A 15,347-nucleotide genomic window follows, 5' to 3' on the forward strand; every position below is an offset into this window, starting at 1 on the left:
GCGTTGAATCACGCGTAACCAATGGGGCTTATGGAGACAATACCTAGCAGGCGACAGCTTCCGGCCGTGCTGTCGAGTGGCAGCGCCGTCGCCGCCGTACTCGTGTATCTGACCGTGGACTTGATTGTCAAGCTGACGGGCACGACAGTGTTGATGTTCGATTTACACGTCCTCGGCGGCTCGCTCCCGGTCGGCTCGCTCCTCTCGATGGTGGTCGACGGGTTGCTCGTCGGGCTGGCCGTCGGACTGGCCGGCATCGGCCTGTCGATGACCTACAGCATTCTCGACTTCGCGAACTTCGCCCACGGCGACACCGTCACCGTCGGGGCCTTTCTCGGGTGGGTCGCTGCGTACGTCGTCGCCGGCTTCGGCAGTGGCGCGGCGCTTTCCGACCTGTTCCTGTTCGATACGGGCCAGCAACTCAGCGTCGTTTCGGCGTTCGCCCCGGTGCTCGTCGGTCTCGTCGTCGCCGGCGCCGGCACCGTCGGCGTCGTCCTCCTCGTCGACCGCCTCACCTACCGGCCGATGCGCGGGTCGGACAACATCTCACTGCTCATCGCCTCCATCGGGGTCGCGCTCGCCCTCCGCTATCTCGTCGCCTTCGTCTTCGGGGCCCAGACCAGCGGGGTCGCCTCCAGCGGCGCCCGGTTCCAGGTCGTCTCCGGCTTGTCCGTCACGGACAACGAGATCGCCCTGCTGGTCGTCAGCGTGGCGCTGATGCTCGGGGTCCACCTGTTGCTCCAGCGGACCAAACTCGGCAAGGCGATGCGGGCGATGGCGGACAACGAAGACCTCGCGCGCGTGACCGGGATTCCGGCCGAGCGGGTCGTCCGGCTCACCTGGATTCTCGGTGGCGCGCTGGCCGGCATCGGGGGGTACCTACTCGTCCTCGAAAGCGGCACCATCTCCTTTAACTTCGGCTGGATTCTCCTCCTGCTCATCTTCGCGGCGGTCATCGTCGGCGGCATCGGGTCCATCTACGGCGCGATGGCCGGCGGCGTCCTCATCGGGCTGGTCGACAGCCTGGCGCTCATCTGGCTCCCGTCGGGACTGAGCCGCGCGGCCGCGTTCGCCGTCCTCATCGCCGTGTTGTTGCTGCGGCCGTCCGGTCTGTTCAGCGGGGTGAGTACGGCGTGAGCGCCGCCACCGACGTGCGCGAGAGGCTTGCCGGCCTCCCCGACTACGCGATGGTCGGCCTGTTCATCGTCGCCATCTGGCTGCTGTTGATTCTGTTCGCGGCGGTAGTCGGCGGCCAGCAGGCGACGAACCTCGCGGCCGGATTCGTCGGCAGCGTGACCGTCCTCATCGGCGCCTTCGCCCTGCTGACGCTGGCGTTGAACCTCCAGTGGGGGTACACCGGGCTGTTCAACATCGGCGTCGCGGGGTTCATGGCCGTGGGCGCGTACACGACGGCGATACTGACCGCTCCGCCCGACCCCGCTGCCGGGGCCGTCGCTGGCTTCGGGTTGCCCCTCTGGGTCGGCCTCCTGGGCGGGATGGTGATGGCCGCCATCGTCGGCGCGCTGGCCGCCCTTCCCGCTCTCAGACTGCGAGCGGACTACCTCGCCATCGTCACTGTCGCACTCTCGGAGATAATCCGGCTGTTCGTCAACTGGAACGGCGTCGAACGGGTGGTCCTCGGCGGCGTCGAGTTCGGGACCGGGGGCGCGACCGGCATCTCGTTCAAGTCCCCCTCCGGCGTCGTCGAGGGCGTCATCAACGGCCCCGGCGCGCCCCTCGTCGCGGCCGCCGAGGGCGTCGGCATCTCGGGGTCGAACCTCGTCAACTTCGCCTACGGGCTCGTCCTCCTCGCGCTCGTCGTCGCGAGCTACTGGGTGCTCTCCCGACTCGTCGACTCCCCCTTCGGCCGCGTGCTGAAGGCCATCCGCGAGGACGAGCAGGTGACACAGTCCCTCGGGAAGGACACCCGCCTGTTCAAGATAAAGGCGTTCATGATCGGCTGTGCGCTGATGGGGCTGGCCGGCGCGCTGTTCCGCGGAAGCGCGGGCTACATCAGCCCGGCGCAGTTCCGGCCCGGCATCACGTTCTACGTCTTCGCCGCGCTCATCATCGGCGGCGCGGGCTCGAACACGGGCAGCATCCTCGGGGCCGCGACGTTCTCGGCGCTGCTGTTCTACCTGCCCGCGCGCCTCGGTGAGTTCTTCCCGCAACTGGGCGGCCAGTCACCCGGCAACATCGTCGACGCCGTCGCCGCGCTCGGCGTACTCGATGCGGGTCCGCTGGTGGCCTACGTCATCGCGAATATCAGCACGCTCCGCTTTGTCCTCATCGGCGTCGTCCTCATCTACATCATCCAGCGTCGGCCGCTTGGGTTGCTCGGCCATCGGAGCGAACCGGCGGCGAGCGTCGACCTGACGCGGCCCTCCGGCGGTGGTGACGATGAGTGAGCCCGAAGCGGTCGACGCGCCGGCGACCGCCACGACGAGCGACGCCATCGACGCGCCGCTGCTCGAAGTCGACGGGCTCCGCAAGGAGTTCGGCGGCGTCACCGCCGTCGACGGGACCTCCTTCCGCGTCGCGCCCGGCTCCCTGACCGGCCTCATCGGGCCCAACGGCGCCGGCAAGTCGACGACGTTCAACTGCATCACCGGCATCCACGAGCCCACCGGCGGCACCGTGCGCTTCGACGGGCAGGACGTGACTGGGCTTCCCCCGTACACGCTCGCCCGACAGGGGCTCGTCCGGACGTTCCAGATCGCCCGGGAGCTCTCGGAGATGACCGTCCTGGAGAACGTCATGCTCGCCCCGCCGGACCAGCGGGGTGAATCGGCCGTCCAGGCTGTCCTCCCGGGGCTCCGCGAGCGGGTACAGGAAGCGGAGCGGGACGTGGTCGAAGACGCCTGGGAGACGCTCGACTTCTTCGAGATTGACCACCTCGCCCACGAGGACGCCGGTTCGCTGTCGGGCGGTCAGCGGAAACTCCTGGAGATGGCCCGCGTGCTGTCGACGGACCCCGAGATGGTCCTGCTCGACGAACCGCTCGCCGGGGTGAACCCGACGCTGGAGGAGAAGCTGCTCGACCGCATCGACCGGCTCCGCCGGGACGGGCTGACCTTCCTGCTCGTCGAACACGATATGGACGTCATCATGGAACACTGCGAACACATCATCGTCATGCATCAGGGACAGGTCCTCGCGGAGGGGGACGCGGACACCATCCAGTCCGACGAGCGCGTTCTCGAAGCCTATCTCGGAGGTGACGTATGAGCCAGCAGGCCAGCCGGTCGGCGGACGTGACGCTTACCGACCCCGACGAGAGCCTGCTGGCGGTCCGCGACCTGGACGCCGGTTACGGGGACCTGCAGGTCCTCGACGGCGTCGACATGGACATCGGTTCGGGGGAGTACGTCGTCATCGTCGGGCCGAACGGCGCGGGGAAGTCGACCGTGATGAAGTCGGTCTTCGGCCTGACGACGCACATGGGCGGCTCGGTCACCTTCGACGGCCGGGATATCAGCCAGCAACGCCCCGACCAGATAATCCACGAGGGCATCGGTTACGTCCCCCAGAGCGACAACGTCTTCGGCAAGCTCACGGTCCGGGAGAACCTGGAGATGGGCGCCTACATCCTCGACGAGGTGCCCGAAAAACGAATCGACGCCGTCTACGACCGGTTCCCCATCCTCGAAGAGCGCGCCACCCAGAAGGCCGGGACGCTCTCGGGCGGCCAACAGCAGATGCTCGCGATGGGACGGGCGCTCATGCTCGATCCGGAGCTTCTGTTGCTCGACGAGCCCTCGGCGGGCCTGGCACCGGACCTCGTCGTCGAGATGTTCGACCGCATCGACGGCATCAACGACGACGGCACGGCCATCATGATGGTCGAGCAGAACGCCAAGGAGGCCCTGCGCCGGTGTGACCGCGGCTACGTCCTCGTCCAGGGCCAGAACCGGTATCAGGACACCGGCGAGACGCTGTTGGCCGACGAGGACGTCCGCCAGGAGTTCCTCGGCGGGTGAGGTGTCGTCCGTCAAAAGAATCGTCGGTACCGCCGACAGCGTGCCTACTGGTTCAGCGCGCTGTTTATCTGTGAGGTGTAGGAGGACTGCTGGGACTCAAAGCCCACCTGCTGGAGGACGGTCCCGCCGGACTCCTCGAACGCGCTGACGAAGCTCTCCTGGAGTGCCTGGCCGTAGCTGTTGTTGAGATACAGCGTCGACGCCGTCGAGGCCCCGAGGTCCTCGTTGGATATCTGTGACAGCACCCGTCCCTGTAGGGCGTCGCTGGGCGGCGTGCGGAAGACGAAGTCGTCGTCCTCCAGCCCGGTGATCGTCGGCGAGGTCGAGGCCGGCGAACAGGCCACGACCTCGTTGTCCACGAGGACGTTCCGTGCGACCTGAATCGTCGCTTCGGACCCCGCGGCGCCGGTGATAGAGGGGTAGCCGGCGCTTACGAGCGAGTTGGCCGCGTTGACAGCCGCCTCGGCCGTCGACTGGGTGTCCCCGGTCTGCGTGTCGATGGTCTGGTCGATGCTGTCTTCGAGCTGTCTGGCGGGCAGGAGGGCCGCGTCCCGAATCGCCTGCCCCAGCGAACCGAGGTCGCCGGTCTCCGGCTGTAGGACGCCGAGTCGGACCGTTCGGTCGGCCCCGCTCCCGCTGCCGGCCGGCTCGGGCTGTGGCACGTCGCCGGAGCCGCCGAAGTCGATGCTGCTCTGGGTCTCGTAGCCGTCCTGATTGAACCCGAACACCTGATACTGAGCGGACGTGATATCGCCCGCGTCGTCGAAGTCGACGCTGCTCGAGGCCCCCGCGTACTCGATGTTCTCGCCCGCGGCGGCCGCCTCGGCGGCTTCCGGGAGTTCGGACGGCGTGTACGTCGTCCCGCCCGGGTTCGCGACCACGCGCATGTGGTCCCGAATCGAGGCCCCGTCGTTCTCGCCGGCCATGAGATTCGCCAGAATCTGGACGGCGGAGGCGTCGTACGCCTGTGAGGTGAACACCCCCGCGTTGTCGTAGTCGAACTCGTCGGTAAACAGCGACTCGAAGAAGTCGACGCCCGGCCCGGACGCCGACGGCGCCGAGCCCTGGACGTTGGACATGTCGTTGCCGACATTACCCGGCAGTCCGTTGTCCTGTAGCCCGTCGGTGACGAGGATATCGACGGTGTCGTCGCCGTAGTCGGCGTAGTAGTCCTTGAATAACTGGACGCCGCTCTGGGGATAGCCGACGACCATCAGGACGTCGGGCGTCTCGTTGCTGCCCTCTTCGTCGGCCTGCTCCGTGGAACAGCCGGCGAGCCCCGCGAGGCTGGCGGCGCCGGCAATCTTCAAGAACGACCGTCTATTGGTGTCATTTACCATGCTGATAGCCGCTTAACGCTCATACATAAAATAGGTTGCCCGTAACTCACCCACCGAGCGGGGATTTCCAGTCACTGCGCGGACAGCTGTGGCTTACGGGGCGAGTCGGTTCTTCCGGTTTTTCATCTCGCGCTCGTAGTGGTCGAAAGTGATGGGACACCAGTCGGCGGCGATGTCGAGGAGGTCCTCGGTCAGCCCGCGGATCTCCCACTGGGCGTCGGCGGCGGCCCGCATGTCGGCGACGTGCATCAACATCCGCGCGTTCATCGACATCACCATGTTCACTTTCGTCCCGATGGGCAGGACGAAGCGAGCGTCCTCGGGCGGCATACCCAGGTCAAGGAGCTTCTGGTAGGACTCGACCGACTCCTCGATGGTATCCCTGAAAGTCTCGGCCCGCTCCTCGACGGTCTCCTCGTCGACCTGGCCGCTCTGCTGGTTGCGACCCACCCAGTCCGGGTCCGTCGCCGACGGCGGGATGACGACCATCTCCCCCTCCCGGACGTCGGCCGGGTCGACGTCGTCGAAGGCGACGTAGCGCATCGACTGCACGTCGAAGGAGACGTGACGGTGGCGGGTGATCTGTGCCATACACGACCGCGAGACCCCCTCGACGGCGAACGTTATCTGTGGGTGCTCGAATGGACCGAAGTGGCCGTGGTCCAGCAGGTGACCGATAAGGGTCTCTTTCTTCTCGGTCAGCGTGTCGCCCTCGACGTCCTCCATCGTCGCCTCGAAGGACTGGCCGCCGACGAACTCGTCGCTGTAGTCGTTCCGTGCCCCCTTACAGATGAGTTCCTCCGGGTCCTCGGTGGCTTCCAGCAGCGTGACTTCCATACGGGGTGGGAACGCCGGAGGGTCAAAAATACTCCCCTTACCGGTGCCGGTTATATCTTCTTCCAGTCGGTCGGCTCGTTGGCCAGTCCCAGCACGCGGACCTGACGGCCGCCGCCGTCGGCTTCGCGGATGTCGATGAGGCCGTCGAAGGCCTGCTTTATCACCTGGATGGTCTGCTGGTCGTGGGCGCCCGAGTCGATGGTGAACACGCCGATGTAGCCTGCGGCGTCCAGCCGGGACGAGAGGACGTGACAGAACTTGAAGACGGTCTTCTTGTCGGTGTAGGTCAGCATCGTCGACAGGGAGACCAGCGCCAGGCGGCCCCGCTCGCGCCCTGAGTCGTGGAGTCCTTCGAGCGCTTTCGTGATGCCGATACCGATGCCGGTCAGGTCCCCCGGCGAGGAGACCTGGTGGACGGAGACGCCGTCGATGACTTCGGGGTCGGACCCGCCCTCGCCGCGGCAGTCGATGACCCCGAGCTGGGCGCCCTGGAGCTCCGGGACGCGGTCGCGAAACTCGTCGACGACGCTCGACGCCTTATCGCCGGTTGTGACGACCACGGCACCGTCGCCATCCCTGGCGCCGTCGGCCAGGATGTCGTAGGCGAGGCTCTCTTTCCCGGTCATCGCGGGCCCCGAGACGAGGATACTGGACCCCGGTCGTACCTCGGCCAGCGCGTCGAAATCGAGAACGGATGATAGATCGTACATATCTTTCACCCCCTCATTCCTCTTCGTTGTCGCTCAGTCCGCGCAGTGTCGCGATGAAGTCGTCGTCGTCTTCGACCCCCCCGAGCGCGTCGTCGAGCCCCTCGCGCATCTCGACTATCTCCTCGGTGAGTTTCTCGTACTGGTCGCTCTCGGCCAGCTCCGCGCTGGATTTCGTCGCCTCCAGCGTGGCCTGTTTCTCCACGAGCGCGTAGTACTCCTGCAGCAGCGAGTCGTACTCCGACCGCTCCAGCAGGTTCGTCACCGTGTCGTGGAGCTGCTCGCTGCGAATCGGCTTCGAGAGGTAGGCGTCAAAGCCCATCTCCAAGATGTCGAAGTCCGGTTCGACGGCGGTGACCATCGCCACCCGACAGCCCAGGTCGCGTTCGCGAATCTCCCTGAGTACTTCGTCGCCCGACAGCCCGGGCATCATCCGGTCCAGCAGGACCACGTCGACGGTCTCGTCAAGTAATTCGAGGCCTTCGTCCCCGTTTTGCCCCATCCGGACCTCGTAATCACCCTGTAGCCACAGCTTGTACGTCTCCGCGACGTCCGGTTCATCCTCCACAATAAGTACGACAGGTGGGTCCGACTCAGACATGCTATTCCTTATTGGGGGATTTCTGTATCCTCCTACATAGCCCTGTGGGTGTTCCGCCGTGCGATATGATTAATGAGACAGGACTGCCCTCCCGGGCCGCTCCATCGGACCGGAGCGACACCGACATGGGCGCGCCCGGCGAACCCCGGATATGATTCGGAACCTCGCGCGTCACACCGACGCGTTCACCAGCAACGTCTTCCTGGTCACCGGCGAGCGCCGCGCCCTCGTCGACGTCGGCAACGAGTTCGACGTCGTGGCCGCCGCCCGGGAACACGTCGACGACCTCGACGCCGTCGTCCTCACCCACACGCACTACGACCACGTCGAGAACCTGCCGGCCGTCGTCGAGGCGTTCGACGTCGACGTGTGGGGGTACGATACGACACACGACGGCATCGACCACGCGCTCGGCGACGGCGACACCGTCGGGCTGGGCGACCACGAGTACACCGCCTTCCACACGCCGGGGCACAAGGACGACCACCTCTGTCTGTTCTCGGCGGACGCGAGCGTGCTGTTCGCGGGCGACCTGGTGTTCGCCAACGGGAGTTTCGGCCGGACCGACCTGGAGGAGGGCGACCGCGACCGACTGGTCGAGAGCATCGACCGCCTGCTCGACACCGTACCGGAGGACCTCCGGGCGATGCACACCGGACACGGGCCGAGCGTGGAGGACCAGCCGTACCACGACATCGAACTCGCCTGGCAGGCGGCCCGGTTCTGAGAGTCACCAACACCTTTGGTGGTCCGCGCAAATCACCGCATGTGAATCGAGACGGCCCGTCGGACGCGTTCCACACGGCGATACTCGACCGCATCTCCGACGGCGTCGTCGCGCTGGACAGCGACCTGCGACTGCGATATCTCAACGACCGGGCGGCGACCTTGCTGGACGTCGACGGCGAGGCGCCCCTGGGGAGCGACGCTCTCGATTTGCTCCCCGAGGAGACGGCGGCGGAACTGGCCCCGCTGCTCGAACGCGCCGTCGAGACCGGGACCGAGCAGTCAAAGGAGTGGGTCGGTCCGGACGGGAGCTGGCTCGTTCGGCTCTACCCGGGCGACGAGGGGATGACCGTCGTCGTCACTGAGACGACCGACCGCCGCCACCACGAGGCGACCCTGGGGCGGCTCCACGAGGCGACCCGTCAGATGTTGCTGGCGGAGACGGCGGAGCGGGTCGCGGAGGTCGCCAGCCGCGCGGCGGTGGAGATTCTCGGATTCCCGATAAACGCCGTCCACTACTACGACGAGGAGGCCGGCGCGCTGGTTCCCGTCACGCAGTCCCCGGCGTGTTCCGACCTCCTGGGCGAACCGCCCGAACTGGACCGCGGGCTGGCGTGGGAGAGCTACCAGTCGGGGGAGGTCGGTGTCTACCAGGACGTGCGAGCCGAGGACGCCGTCTTCGACACGGGGACGCCGTTCCGGAGCGAACTGCTCGTCCCGCTGGGCGAGCACGGCGTGTTCATCGTCGCCGCCCGGGGCGTCGACCAGTTCACCGACACCGACGTGGCGCTGGCGAAACTCCTCGGGGCGAACATGACGGTGGCCCTAGACCAGGTGACCAGCGAGCGCCAGCTCGCCCAGCAGCGTGACAACCTCGAACTGCTCACGCGGATGATGAGCCACGACATCCGCAACGACCTCCAGGTGGTCGGCGCTGTGGCCGAGATGCTCCGAGACCACGCCGACGGCGCCCAGCAGGAGTACGTCGAGAAGATACGCCGGAACACGGCCGCCGCCGTGGAGCTGACGACCAGCGCACAGGAGCTGGTCGAGGCGATGCTGCGAACGGAGACCGACCCCTCTCCGGTCGGGCTCCGGGAGACGCTGGGGGCCCAGGTCGATAGGGTCTCCGAGACCCAGACGAACGTAACCGTCACCGTCGACGGCGAGATACCGGACGTGACCGTGCTGGCCGACGAGATGCTGGAGTCGGTGTTCCGAAACGTCCTCAAGAACGCCGTCCAGCACAACCACGAGGCGGACCCGACGGTGACCGTCTCCGCCGAGACCGACGCGTCGACCGTTCGGGTCCGCGTCGCCGACAACGGCCCCGGCGTGCCCGACGAGCAGAAGGAGTGTATCTTCGGGCGCGGCGAGCGCGGCATGTCGAGCGAGGGGACCGGCATCGGCCTGTATCTCGTCCAGACGCTCGTCGACCAGTACGGCGGCCGCGTCTGGGTGGAGGACAACGACCCCACCGGGGCCGTCTTCGTCATCGAACTCCCGCGGGAGTAACGACTTTGGGCCGGCGCGCCCTCCGCCCTGTATGCCACTGCCAATCGACCCCGAGGCGCTCGAATCGGGCGATATCGGCGAGAAGCGCGCCACGCTGGAGATGGACCACGAGGCCGCCGTCGAACACGTCCGAACCACCTTCACCGAGGCCGGTTTCGGCGTCCCGGTGGAGTTCTCGCCCTCGGAGCTGCTCAACGAGAAAGTCGACGCCGACCGCGACCCCTACTACGTCCTCGGCGCCTGTAACCCCCGGATGGCCGACCGCGCGCTCGACGCGACGGACGGGCGAATCGGCGCGCTCTTCCCCTGTAACGTCGTCGTCTGGCAGGAAGCGCCGGGCGTCCAGACGGTGTATCACGTCAGCATCATGCGGGCCGCCAGACTGCTCGGGATGGCGCCCGACGACGAGGTGATGGCCGACATCGTCGCGGACACCGGCGAGCTGGTCGAGGAAGCCTTCGGGAACCTCTAGTCGAACGCCGTCGCCAGCAGCGCGTCGTAGGCGTGGTCGTACGCGTCCGCGACGGCCGCCGGGTCCTTGCGCGTCTCGCTGTCGAGGGCCGGGAGCCGAACCGCCCCCGAGCGGTCGATGAGGTCGACGACGTTCTCGACCCGCTCCTCCAGCTGGCCCGCCTCGGGACCGCCGGTCGCTATCTCGCAGGCCTTCGCGTAGCGTCGCCCGTCGTAGAAGCGCGCTCTGCCCGGTTCGACGACGGCGACGGCGTCGGGTTCGAACCCGTCCAGCGGGCGGGCGATGTCGCCGTAGGACTCGACGACCGCGCGGTCCGCCGCCGCTATCTCCTCGCCGAGGTCGGCGAGCGCCTCGGCGTGCATCACGCCCATGAGGTCGTTGAAATCGGGCAGGGACGTGACCCGCGGAGCGGCGTCGAGCGGGAGCCGCTCTATGGCCGAGTCGGGGGTGTCGACGGTGCCGTTGACGACGAACTCGCCGACGCCCTCCGCCGCCCCGACGCGGTCGACGACGAACTGTCTGGCCGCCTGGCCGAGCAGCCCCTTCGAGGGGCCGGGCGAGGGGTGCCAGAGCCGGTGGATGGCGTTGATAGCCTCCGGCTCGACGTCGCCCGGCGAGGCGGCGGCCAGCCGGCGGGCGTCCTTGCCGTAGAGTCGCCCCTGTTCGGTCGCCACCTCGTAGTCGTCGTGGTCGAACCAGTAGTTGTTGCCGGCCCGGGGCTTGAACCCCCGTGCGCCGGTGTGTGCGAGCAGGCCCACCGAGAAGGTGGTCTTCCCGGCGTCGACCCGGTCGCCGCCGGCCACGAGCAGCTTCATGTCTCGGCGAGCCCGTAGAGACCGACGACCTCGTCGTCGTCCGGCTCGGCAAAGACCAGATCGTCCTGGTTGTAAATCATCCACGGGATGGCCCAGTCGATGAACACAGACTCGTTGAAGTCGGACAGCTCGGCGTCGACCGGTAGCCCCTGGAGCAGCCGCGCCAGCTCCGGAATCGTGTACAGCATGTCGTCGTCCAGTACGTCCTCGGGTTCGTAGAGGTCGAAAGAACGGACGTCGTCGAACTCGGTCTTCGGGACAGGCATGGCCGCCGGTACGCCGACCGCGGGTGTAAAGCTCTCGAAGTCACCGCCGGCTCAGGGACGGGTGGAACTGACGATGCGCCGGGCGAGACCGGCCAGCGCAGCCGCTGCCGGCGGTCGCGTCGCGAATAAAAATGCGGTTCGGGAGTTACTCGACGTGGCTGACTGCGGTCTGGTACTGCTCGGCGACCTCGTCCCAGTCGACGACCTCGAAGAAGGCGTCGATGAAGTCGCCGCGGGCCGGACCGTAGTCGTAGTAGTACGAGTGCTCCCAGACGTCGAGGGCCAGAATCGGGTGCGAGCCCCAGAGAGCGCCCTGGTCGTGCTTGTCGACCGCGACGTTGCGCAGCTGCTTCGCAACCGGGTCGTACACGAGCAGCGCCCAGCCGCCGGCGGCCTTCGCGGCGGCCTCGAACTCGCCTTTCCAGCCTTCGTAGGAGCCGAAGTCCTCCTCGATGCGGGCGGCGAGTTCACCCTCGGGCTCGCCGCCGCCGTTGGGTGCCATGTTGTCCCAGAACAGCGTGTGGAGATAGTGTCCACTGCCGTTGTGGGTGACGTTCCCCAGAGCGCCGGCGGAGGAGCCGAACTCCCCCGACTCGCGGTTCTCGGCCAGCGTCTCCTCGGCCGACTGAAGCCCGTTTACGTACCCCTGATGGTGGGTGTCGTGGTGCCAGGTGAGCACCTGTTCGGAGATGTGGGGTTCGAGGGCGTCGTAGTCGTACGGGAGCGGTGGTAGTTCAGGTTCTGAGTGTTCGGACATATGAAATCACCTACACGGTAACAGTCGGGCGGATGACTTTTAAACGTTTAGAAGACGTATGATACCAATGCACATGCGGTGCTGGCCGGCGAGCGGACTCCTTGCGACGCTTCTCGGGGTAACCCGTGCGGTCGGACGCCGCCCCGCGATTACCGGTTCGGTGTCCGCCGACTCCGCTCGGGCCGCGTGTCGCTCGACGGGTCGCTGCGCTCCCCGTTCCGCTTCGAGGGGTGACTCACTCGCTACGCTCACGAATCACCCCTGGCGGCCTCGAACATCTCGATTGCCGCCTCCCGCCGCTCGCTGTGGTCCACGATGGGGTCCGGATACTCCGGCGCGGCCGAGCGCCGCTGGGTCAGCGAGGCCTCGTGCCACCCGTGGATTATCTCCGCGCCGGCGTCCCGGAGTTCGGGGACGTAGCGTTTGATGTACTCGGCGTCGGGGTCGTAGCGTTCCCCCTGTGTCATCGGGTTGAAGACACGGAAGTAGGGCTGGGCGTCGGTCCCCGTCGAGGCGGCCCACTGCCAGCCGCCGTTGTCGTTTGCGGTGTCGTGGTCGACCAGCCGCTCGCGGAACCAGTCGTACCCCTCCCGCCAGTCGATGTGGAGGTCCTTCGTCAGGAACGAGGCGACTATCATCCGCACGCGGTTGTGCATGAACGCCTCCTCGCGGAGCTGACGCATCCCGGCGTCGACGATTGGATACCCGGTCTCGCCGTCCTTCCAGGCCTGCAGGGCCTCGGGGTCGTCGTTCCACTGAATCGGGCGCTCGTAGGACTTGTAGTTCGCCGTGACCACGTTCGGGTTCGCAAAGAGGACCTGCGTGTAGAACTCCCGCCAGGCCAGCTGGGACTGGAACTCGGCGACCGACTCGTCGCGCTCGCTGCCGGGCTCGACGGCACTCCGCGCCTCGGCGGTCCCCGCGTACACCTCGCGGATGCCGATAGTCCCGAACTTCAGGTGGGGCGACAGATGCGAGGTGTTGTCGTCGTGGGGGTAGTCCCGCCGGTCGTCGTACCGGTAGACCCCGTCGTCGAGGAACGCGTCGAGCAGCTCGCGGGCCGGCTCGGTGCCCGCGGGCGGCACGTCGGCCTCGGGCTCGTCGAACCCCAGCTCGGAGAGCGTCGGGAGGTCGGTGTCGTCCTCGAACTCGACGAGCGCGTCGCCCGCCGGCGGGTCGTAGGGCTCGTCCTTCTCCCGGTCCTGCCACTTCCGGCCGAAGTAGGTGAAGACGCTGTAGGGGTCGCCGTCGTTGGTCGTAATCTCCCCGGGCTCGTGACAGACCGCGTCCTGGACGGCTTCGCGTGCCACGTCTGCGTCGTCCAGCGCCCGGCGGACCGCGGCGTCGCGCTCGCGGGCCAACCCGGAGTAGTCCTTGCCCCACGTCACGCGGTCGGCGCCGTAGTCGGTCGCCAGGTCGGGCAGCACCTCCCGCGGGTCCCCGCTGGCGACGAGGAGGTCGCTGTCGCGCTCGCGGTACCACTCGCGGAGGCGTGCGAGCGCGTCTAGCATGAACGCGACCCGGGGCGGGCCTGCGTGGGCGAGTACCTCGTCGTCGAAGACGAACACCGGAAGGACGGGGTCGTCGGCGCTGGCGCGGGCCAGTCCCGCGTTGTCCGCCGCCCGGAGGTCCCGCCGGTGCCAGTGCAGATACATACCGGTGTTCTGGAACTCGGCACCCAAAAAGGCGTACCCAACGCCGACAGCAACGTTTTGGTCACGGGGGCAAACCTCGGTGGTATGACCGACGACGCGGTACTGCTGACCGTCGAGGACGGCGTCGCGACTGTCACGCTCAACAGGCCCGATGAACGCAACGCCCTGGCGGAACCGACGGCCACACGGCTCGTCGAGCGGTTCGACGCCGTCGACGACAGCGACGCCCGCTGTGTCGTGCTCCGCGGGGCCGGGTCGGCGTTCTGTGCCGGCGGCGACGTGGCCGCGCTGGTCGACGGCGTCGACAGCGAGCGGTCGGCCACCGAGCGGGCCCGGACCGCCGAGACCATCAACGACGCCGTCGCGGCGGTCCACGGCTGCCGGCTGCCGGTGGTCGCGGCGGTCGACGGGCCGGCGTTCGGGGCCGGCGCGGGGCTGGCTCTGGCCTGTGATATCCAGCTGGCCAGCCCCGACGCGAAAATCGGCTTCGGGTCCCGGCGGCTCGGGCTCGGCGTCGACGCGGGCGTCTCCTACTTCCTGCCCCGCATCGTCGGCCCGAACAAGGCCAAGGAGCTGGTCTTTACCGGCGAACTGCTCGACGCCGACAGCGCCCGCGAGTTGGGCGTCTTCACGCGGCTGTTCGAGCGCGACGCCTTCGAAGCGGGCGTCGAGAACCTCGTGGCAACCATCGCCGACGGGCCGACCGTCGCGCTCTCACAGGCCAAGCGGCTCATCGACCGCGGCACCGCCTCGACGTTCGAGGCGGCCCTGGAGCGGGAGGCGAGCGCCCACGGGCTGGCCGCTACCACCGACGACCACGCGGAGGGGACGACGGCGTTCCTCGAACAGCGCGACCCGGAGTTCTCGGGGCGCTAGCGTCGCCACTGGGGAGTCGTGCGACAGAAGAAGTCGACCGGCTACAGTTTGCTCTCGGCGTCCTCTGCCAGTTCCTTCATCCGCTTGCCGACCCGGCCGGCGTCGGAGAACTCGTCTTCGCTCATCGCCGTCGCCAGCGCGTTCCCGAGGACGAAGACCGCGTGTTTGTGTTCGCTCTTCGATTTGTGGACGTCGGACGGCCGCACGTCGAGTTCGCCGTAGGGGTCGAACAGCCCGGGGTCGACGGTGTCCATCTCGTCACGGAAGAACTCCATGATGGTCACCATCTGTTCGTGTAATTCGAGCAATTCGTCTTTGTGCATTGTTGTACCAGTAATTCGGTCGAACCCGTATAAGAATTGCCCGAGACGGTGTACCAGAGTGACACGTCGGGGCGATGCTCGCGGCTACACCGCTCACGGCTTGGGGGATGGCACGCCGTTCGCTGCCACGTTCAGAACACGTACTCGTCGTCGTGGCCCATCATGCCGTCCTCTTCTTCGAAACCCGGTTCTTCGTCTTCGTCCGTCGGTCCGGAGGTCTTGTACGCCTTCAGACCGGTCGCCAGGAGGTCCTCGATGGCCTCCTCACGATTGAGGAACTCGCCCTGCTCGACCAGCTGAGCGATCTGCATTTCGAGGTGCTCAGGGATGTTGATCTCTACCTTTGGCATCGCAACGTTGGCACCTTTGAGCAAGGTACATTTAAACCTGGCGGGGGTAGGCAGCGGCCGTTTACACGGTAGATTCGCCCTGTCCGGTCCGAGCGAACGGAAGGTCGTGACTACTCCGGTATCGCGC

The 15,347-nt window shown here is 67.2% G+C and carries 18 protein-coding genes; 8 read left to right on the forward strand and 10 right to left on the reverse strand.

What is annotated here, in order from left to right:
• Nucleotides 1-30: 30 nt before the first annotated feature.
• The 4 genes from NJQ98_RS08260 to NJQ98_RS08275 are packed head-to-tail and all read left to right on the forward strand — an operon-like array spanning nt 31 to nt 3,980.
• Nucleotides 31-1,137 (forward strand): branched-chain amino acid ABC transporter permease, encoded by a 1,107-nt coding sequence (locus NJQ98_RS08260; protein ID WP_262177748.1) that lies wholly within the window; start codon nt 31-33, stop codon nt 1,135-1,137.
• Nucleotides 1,134-2,408 carry a branched-chain amino acid ABC transporter permease gene (locus tag NJQ98_RS08265; RefSeq protein WP_431357496.1) on the forward strand — a complete coding sequence of 425 codons (1,275 nt, stop codon included), beginning with the start codon at nt 1,134-1,136 and terminating at the stop codon, nt 2,406-2,408. The genes NJQ98_RS08260 and NJQ98_RS08265 overlap by 4 nt, the downstream gene beginning before the upstream one ends.
• Nucleotides 2,401-3,228 (forward strand): ABC transporter ATP-binding protein, encoded by an 828-nt coding sequence (locus NJQ98_RS08270; protein WP_262177751.1) that lies wholly within the window; start codon nt 2,401-2,403, stop codon nt 3,226-3,228. The genes NJQ98_RS08265 and NJQ98_RS08270 overlap by 8 nt, the downstream gene beginning before the upstream one ends.
• Complete coding sequence (locus tag NJQ98_RS08275; protein ID WP_262177754.1) at nt 3,225-3,980, forward strand: ABC transporter ATP-binding protein; 756 nt, start codon at nt 3,225-3,227, stop codon at nt 3,978-3,980. The genes NJQ98_RS08270 and NJQ98_RS08275 overlap by 4 nt, the downstream gene beginning before the upstream one ends.
• A gap of 44 nt (nt 3,981-4,024) precedes the next feature.
• On the opposite strand, the gene NJQ98_RS08280 is transcribed toward NJQ98_RS08275, so the two are convergent.
• From NJQ98_RS08280 to NJQ98_RS08295, 4 genes are all read right to left on the reverse strand, one after another.
• The gene (locus tag NJQ98_RS08280; protein WP_262177757.1) at nt 4,025-5,320 is read right to left on the reverse strand and encodes an ABC transporter substrate-binding protein; all 1,296 of its coding nucleotides are present in this window, start codon (nt 5,318-5,320) and stop codon (nt 4,025-4,027) included.
• 93 nt (nt 5,321-5,413) lie between these two features.
• Nucleotides 5,414-6,157 (reverse strand): FAD-dependent thymidylate synthase, encoded by a 744-nt coding sequence (gene thyX, locus NJQ98_RS08285; RefSeq protein WP_262177759.1) that lies wholly within the window; start codon nt 6,155-6,157, stop codon nt 5,414-5,416.
• A 50-nt stretch (nt 6,158-6,207) separates the two neighbouring features.
• Nucleotides 6,208-6,867, reverse strand: coding sequence for an RAD55 family ATPase (locus NJQ98_RS08290; protein WP_262177761.1), 660 nt, complete (start codon nt 6,865-6,867; stop codon nt 6,208-6,210).
• Nucleotides 6,868-6,880: 13 nt separating this feature from the next.
• Complete coding sequence (locus tag NJQ98_RS08295) at nt 6,881-7,465, reverse strand: HalX domain-containing protein (RefSeq protein WP_262177763.1); 585 nt, start codon at nt 7,463-7,465, stop codon at nt 6,881-6,883.
• A gap of 151 nt (nt 7,466-7,616) precedes the next feature.
• Here NJQ98_RS08295 and NJQ98_RS08300 point away from each other — a divergent pair, with 151 nt between their 5' ends.
• Genes NJQ98_RS08300 through NJQ98_RS08310 form a run of 3 tightly spaced genes read left to right on the forward strand, consistent with a single transcriptional unit; the run spans nt 7,617 to nt 10,178 of the window.
• Complete coding sequence (locus tag NJQ98_RS08300; RefSeq protein WP_262177766.1) at nt 7,617-8,192, forward strand: MBL fold metallo-hydrolase; 576 nt, start codon at nt 7,617-7,619, stop codon at nt 8,190-8,192.
• Between the two features lie 41 nt (nt 8,193-8,233).
• Nucleotides 8,234-9,706 (forward strand): sensor histidine kinase, encoded by a 1,473-nt coding sequence (locus NJQ98_RS08305; RefSeq protein ID WP_262177768.1) that lies wholly within the window; start codon nt 8,234-8,236, stop codon nt 9,704-9,706.
• A 31-nt stretch (nt 9,707-9,737) separates the two neighbouring features.
• The gene (locus tag NJQ98_RS08310) at nt 9,738-10,178 is read left to right on the forward strand and encodes a DUF302 domain-containing protein (protein WP_262177769.1); all 441 of its coding nucleotides are present in this window, start codon (nt 9,738-9,740) and stop codon (nt 10,176-10,178) included.
• On the opposite strand, the gene NJQ98_RS08315 is transcribed toward NJQ98_RS08310, so the two are convergent.
• The 4 genes from NJQ98_RS08315 to NJQ98_RS08330 all read right to left on the reverse strand — a co-directional run bounded on the left by NJQ98_RS08315 (nt 10,175) and on the right by NJQ98_RS08330 (nt 13,671).
• Entirely contained in the window at nt 10,175-10,993 is an 819-nt protein-coding gene (locus NJQ98_RS08315) for an ATPase (RefSeq protein ID WP_262177770.1), read from the reverse strand. The two genes, NJQ98_RS08310 and NJQ98_RS08315, sit on opposite strands and share 4 nt — an antisense overlap.
• On the reverse strand, nt 10,990-11,259 hold the full coding sequence (locus NJQ98_RS08320) for a DUF5827 family protein (RefSeq protein WP_262177771.1): 270 nt from the start codon (nt 11,257-11,259) through the stop codon (nt 10,990-10,992). Before NJQ98_RS08320 ends, NJQ98_RS08315 begins: the two co-directional genes overlap by 4 nt.
• 145 nt (nt 11,260-11,404) lie before the next feature.
• On the reverse strand, nt 11,405-12,016 hold the full coding sequence (gene sod / locus NJQ98_RS08325; RefSeq protein WP_262177772.1) for a superoxide dismutase [Mn]: 612 nt from the start codon (nt 12,014-12,016) through the stop codon (nt 11,405-11,407).
• Nucleotides 12,017-12,264: 248 nt separating this feature from the next.
• Complete coding sequence (locus NJQ98_RS08330; protein ID WP_262177773.1) at nt 12,265-13,671, reverse strand: cryptochrome/photolyase family protein; 1,407 nt, start codon at nt 13,669-13,671, stop codon at nt 12,265-12,267.
• 84 nt (nt 13,672-13,755) lie between these two features.
• Here NJQ98_RS08330 and NJQ98_RS08335 point away from each other — a divergent pair, with 84 nt between their 5' ends.
• Nucleotides 13,756-14,547, forward strand: a complete 792-nt coding sequence (locus tag NJQ98_RS08335) for an enoyl-CoA hydratase/isomerase family protein (protein WP_262177775.1) — start codon at nt 13,756-13,758, stop codon at nt 14,545-14,547.
• Nucleotides 14,548-14,588: 41 nt separating this feature from the next.
• On the opposite strand, the gene NJQ98_RS08340 is transcribed toward NJQ98_RS08335, so the two are convergent.
• Together NJQ98_RS08340 and NJQ98_RS08345 are read right to left on the reverse strand one after the other, a co-directional pair.
• Nucleotides 14,589-14,870, reverse strand: a complete 282-nt coding sequence (locus tag NJQ98_RS08340) for a UPF0058 family protein (RefSeq protein ID WP_220587408.1) — start codon at nt 14,868-14,870, stop codon at nt 14,589-14,591.
• Between the two features lie 131 nt (nt 14,871-15,001).
• Complete coding sequence (locus NJQ98_RS08345; RefSeq protein ID WP_220587409.1) at nt 15,002-15,220, reverse strand: ribbon-helix-helix domain-containing protein; 219 nt, start codon at nt 15,218-15,220, stop codon at nt 15,002-15,004.
• Nucleotides 15,221-15,347: the final 127 nt, after the last annotated feature.

Origin of the sequence: Haloarcula laminariae (assembly GCF_025457605.1) — an archaeon.
Taxonomy (GTDB): domain Archaea; phylum Halobacteriota; class Halobacteria; order Halobacteriales; family Haloarculaceae; genus Haloarcula; species Haloarcula laminariae.

What these genes read in the sequence shown, in the direction of transcription:
- NJQ98_RS08295 (WP_262177763.1), bottom strand. Translation starts at nt 7,465, where the DNA reads ATGTCTGAGTCGGACCCACCTGTCGTACTTATTGTGGAGGATGAACCG.
- NJQ98_RS08275 (WP_262177754.1), top strand. Translation starts at nt 3,225, where the DNA reads ATGAGCCAGCAGGCCAGCCGGTCGGCGGACGTGACGCTTACCGACCCC.
- thyX (WP_262177759.1), bottom strand. Translation starts at nt 6,157, where the DNA reads ATGGAAGTCACGCTGCTGGAAGCCACCGAGGACCCGGAGGAACTCATC.
- sod (WP_262177772.1), bottom strand. Translation starts at nt 12,016, where the DNA reads ATGTCCGAACACTCAGAACCTGAACTACCACCGCTCCCGTACGACTAC.
- NJQ98_RS08310 (WP_262177769.1), top strand. Translation starts at nt 9,738, where the DNA reads ATGCCACTGCCAATCGACCCCGAGGCGCTCGAATCGGGCGATATCGGC.
- NJQ98_RS08320 (WP_262177771.1), bottom strand. Translation starts at nt 11,259, where the DNA reads ATGCCTGTCCCGAAGACCGAGTTCGACGACGTCCGTTCTTTCGACCTC.
- NJQ98_RS08340 (WP_220587408.1), bottom strand. Translation starts at nt 14,870, where the DNA reads ATGCACAAAGACGAATTGCTCGAATTACACGAACAGATGGTGACCATC.
- NJQ98_RS08345 (WP_220587409.1), bottom strand. Translation starts at nt 15,220, where the DNA reads ATGCCAAAGGTAGAGATCAACATCCCTGAGCACCTCGAAATGCAGATC.
- NJQ98_RS08300 (WP_262177766.1), top strand. Translation starts at nt 7,617, where the DNA reads ATGATTCGGAACCTCGCGCGTCACACCGACGCGTTCACCAGCAACGTC.
- NJQ98_RS08335 (WP_262177775.1), top strand. Translation starts at nt 13,756, where the DNA reads ATGACCGACGACGCGGTACTGCTGACCGTCGAGGACGGCGTCGCGACT.
- NJQ98_RS08260 (WP_262177748.1), top strand. Translation starts at nt 31, where the DNA reads ATGGAGACAATACCTAGCAGGCGACAGCTTCCGGCCGTGCTGTCGAGT.
- NJQ98_RS08270 (WP_262177751.1), top strand. Translation starts at nt 2,401, where the DNA reads ATGAGTGAGCCCGAAGCGGTCGACGCGCCGGCGACCGCCACGACGAGC.
- NJQ98_RS08280 (WP_262177757.1), bottom strand. Translation starts at nt 5,320, where the DNA reads ATGGTAAATGACACCAATAGACGGTCGTTCTTGAAGATTGCCGGCGCC.
- NJQ98_RS08330 (WP_262177773.1), bottom strand. Translation starts at nt 13,671, where the DNA reads ATGTATCTGCACTGGCACCGGCGGGACCTCCGGGCGGCGGACAACGCG.
- NJQ98_RS08290 (WP_262177761.1), bottom strand. Translation starts at nt 6,867, where the DNA reads ATGTACGATCTATCATCCGTTCTCGATTTCGACGCGCTGGCCGAGGTA.
- NJQ98_RS08315 (WP_262177770.1), bottom strand. Translation starts at nt 10,993, where the DNA reads ATGAAGCTGCTCGTGGCCGGCGGCGACCGGGTCGACGCCGGGAAGACC.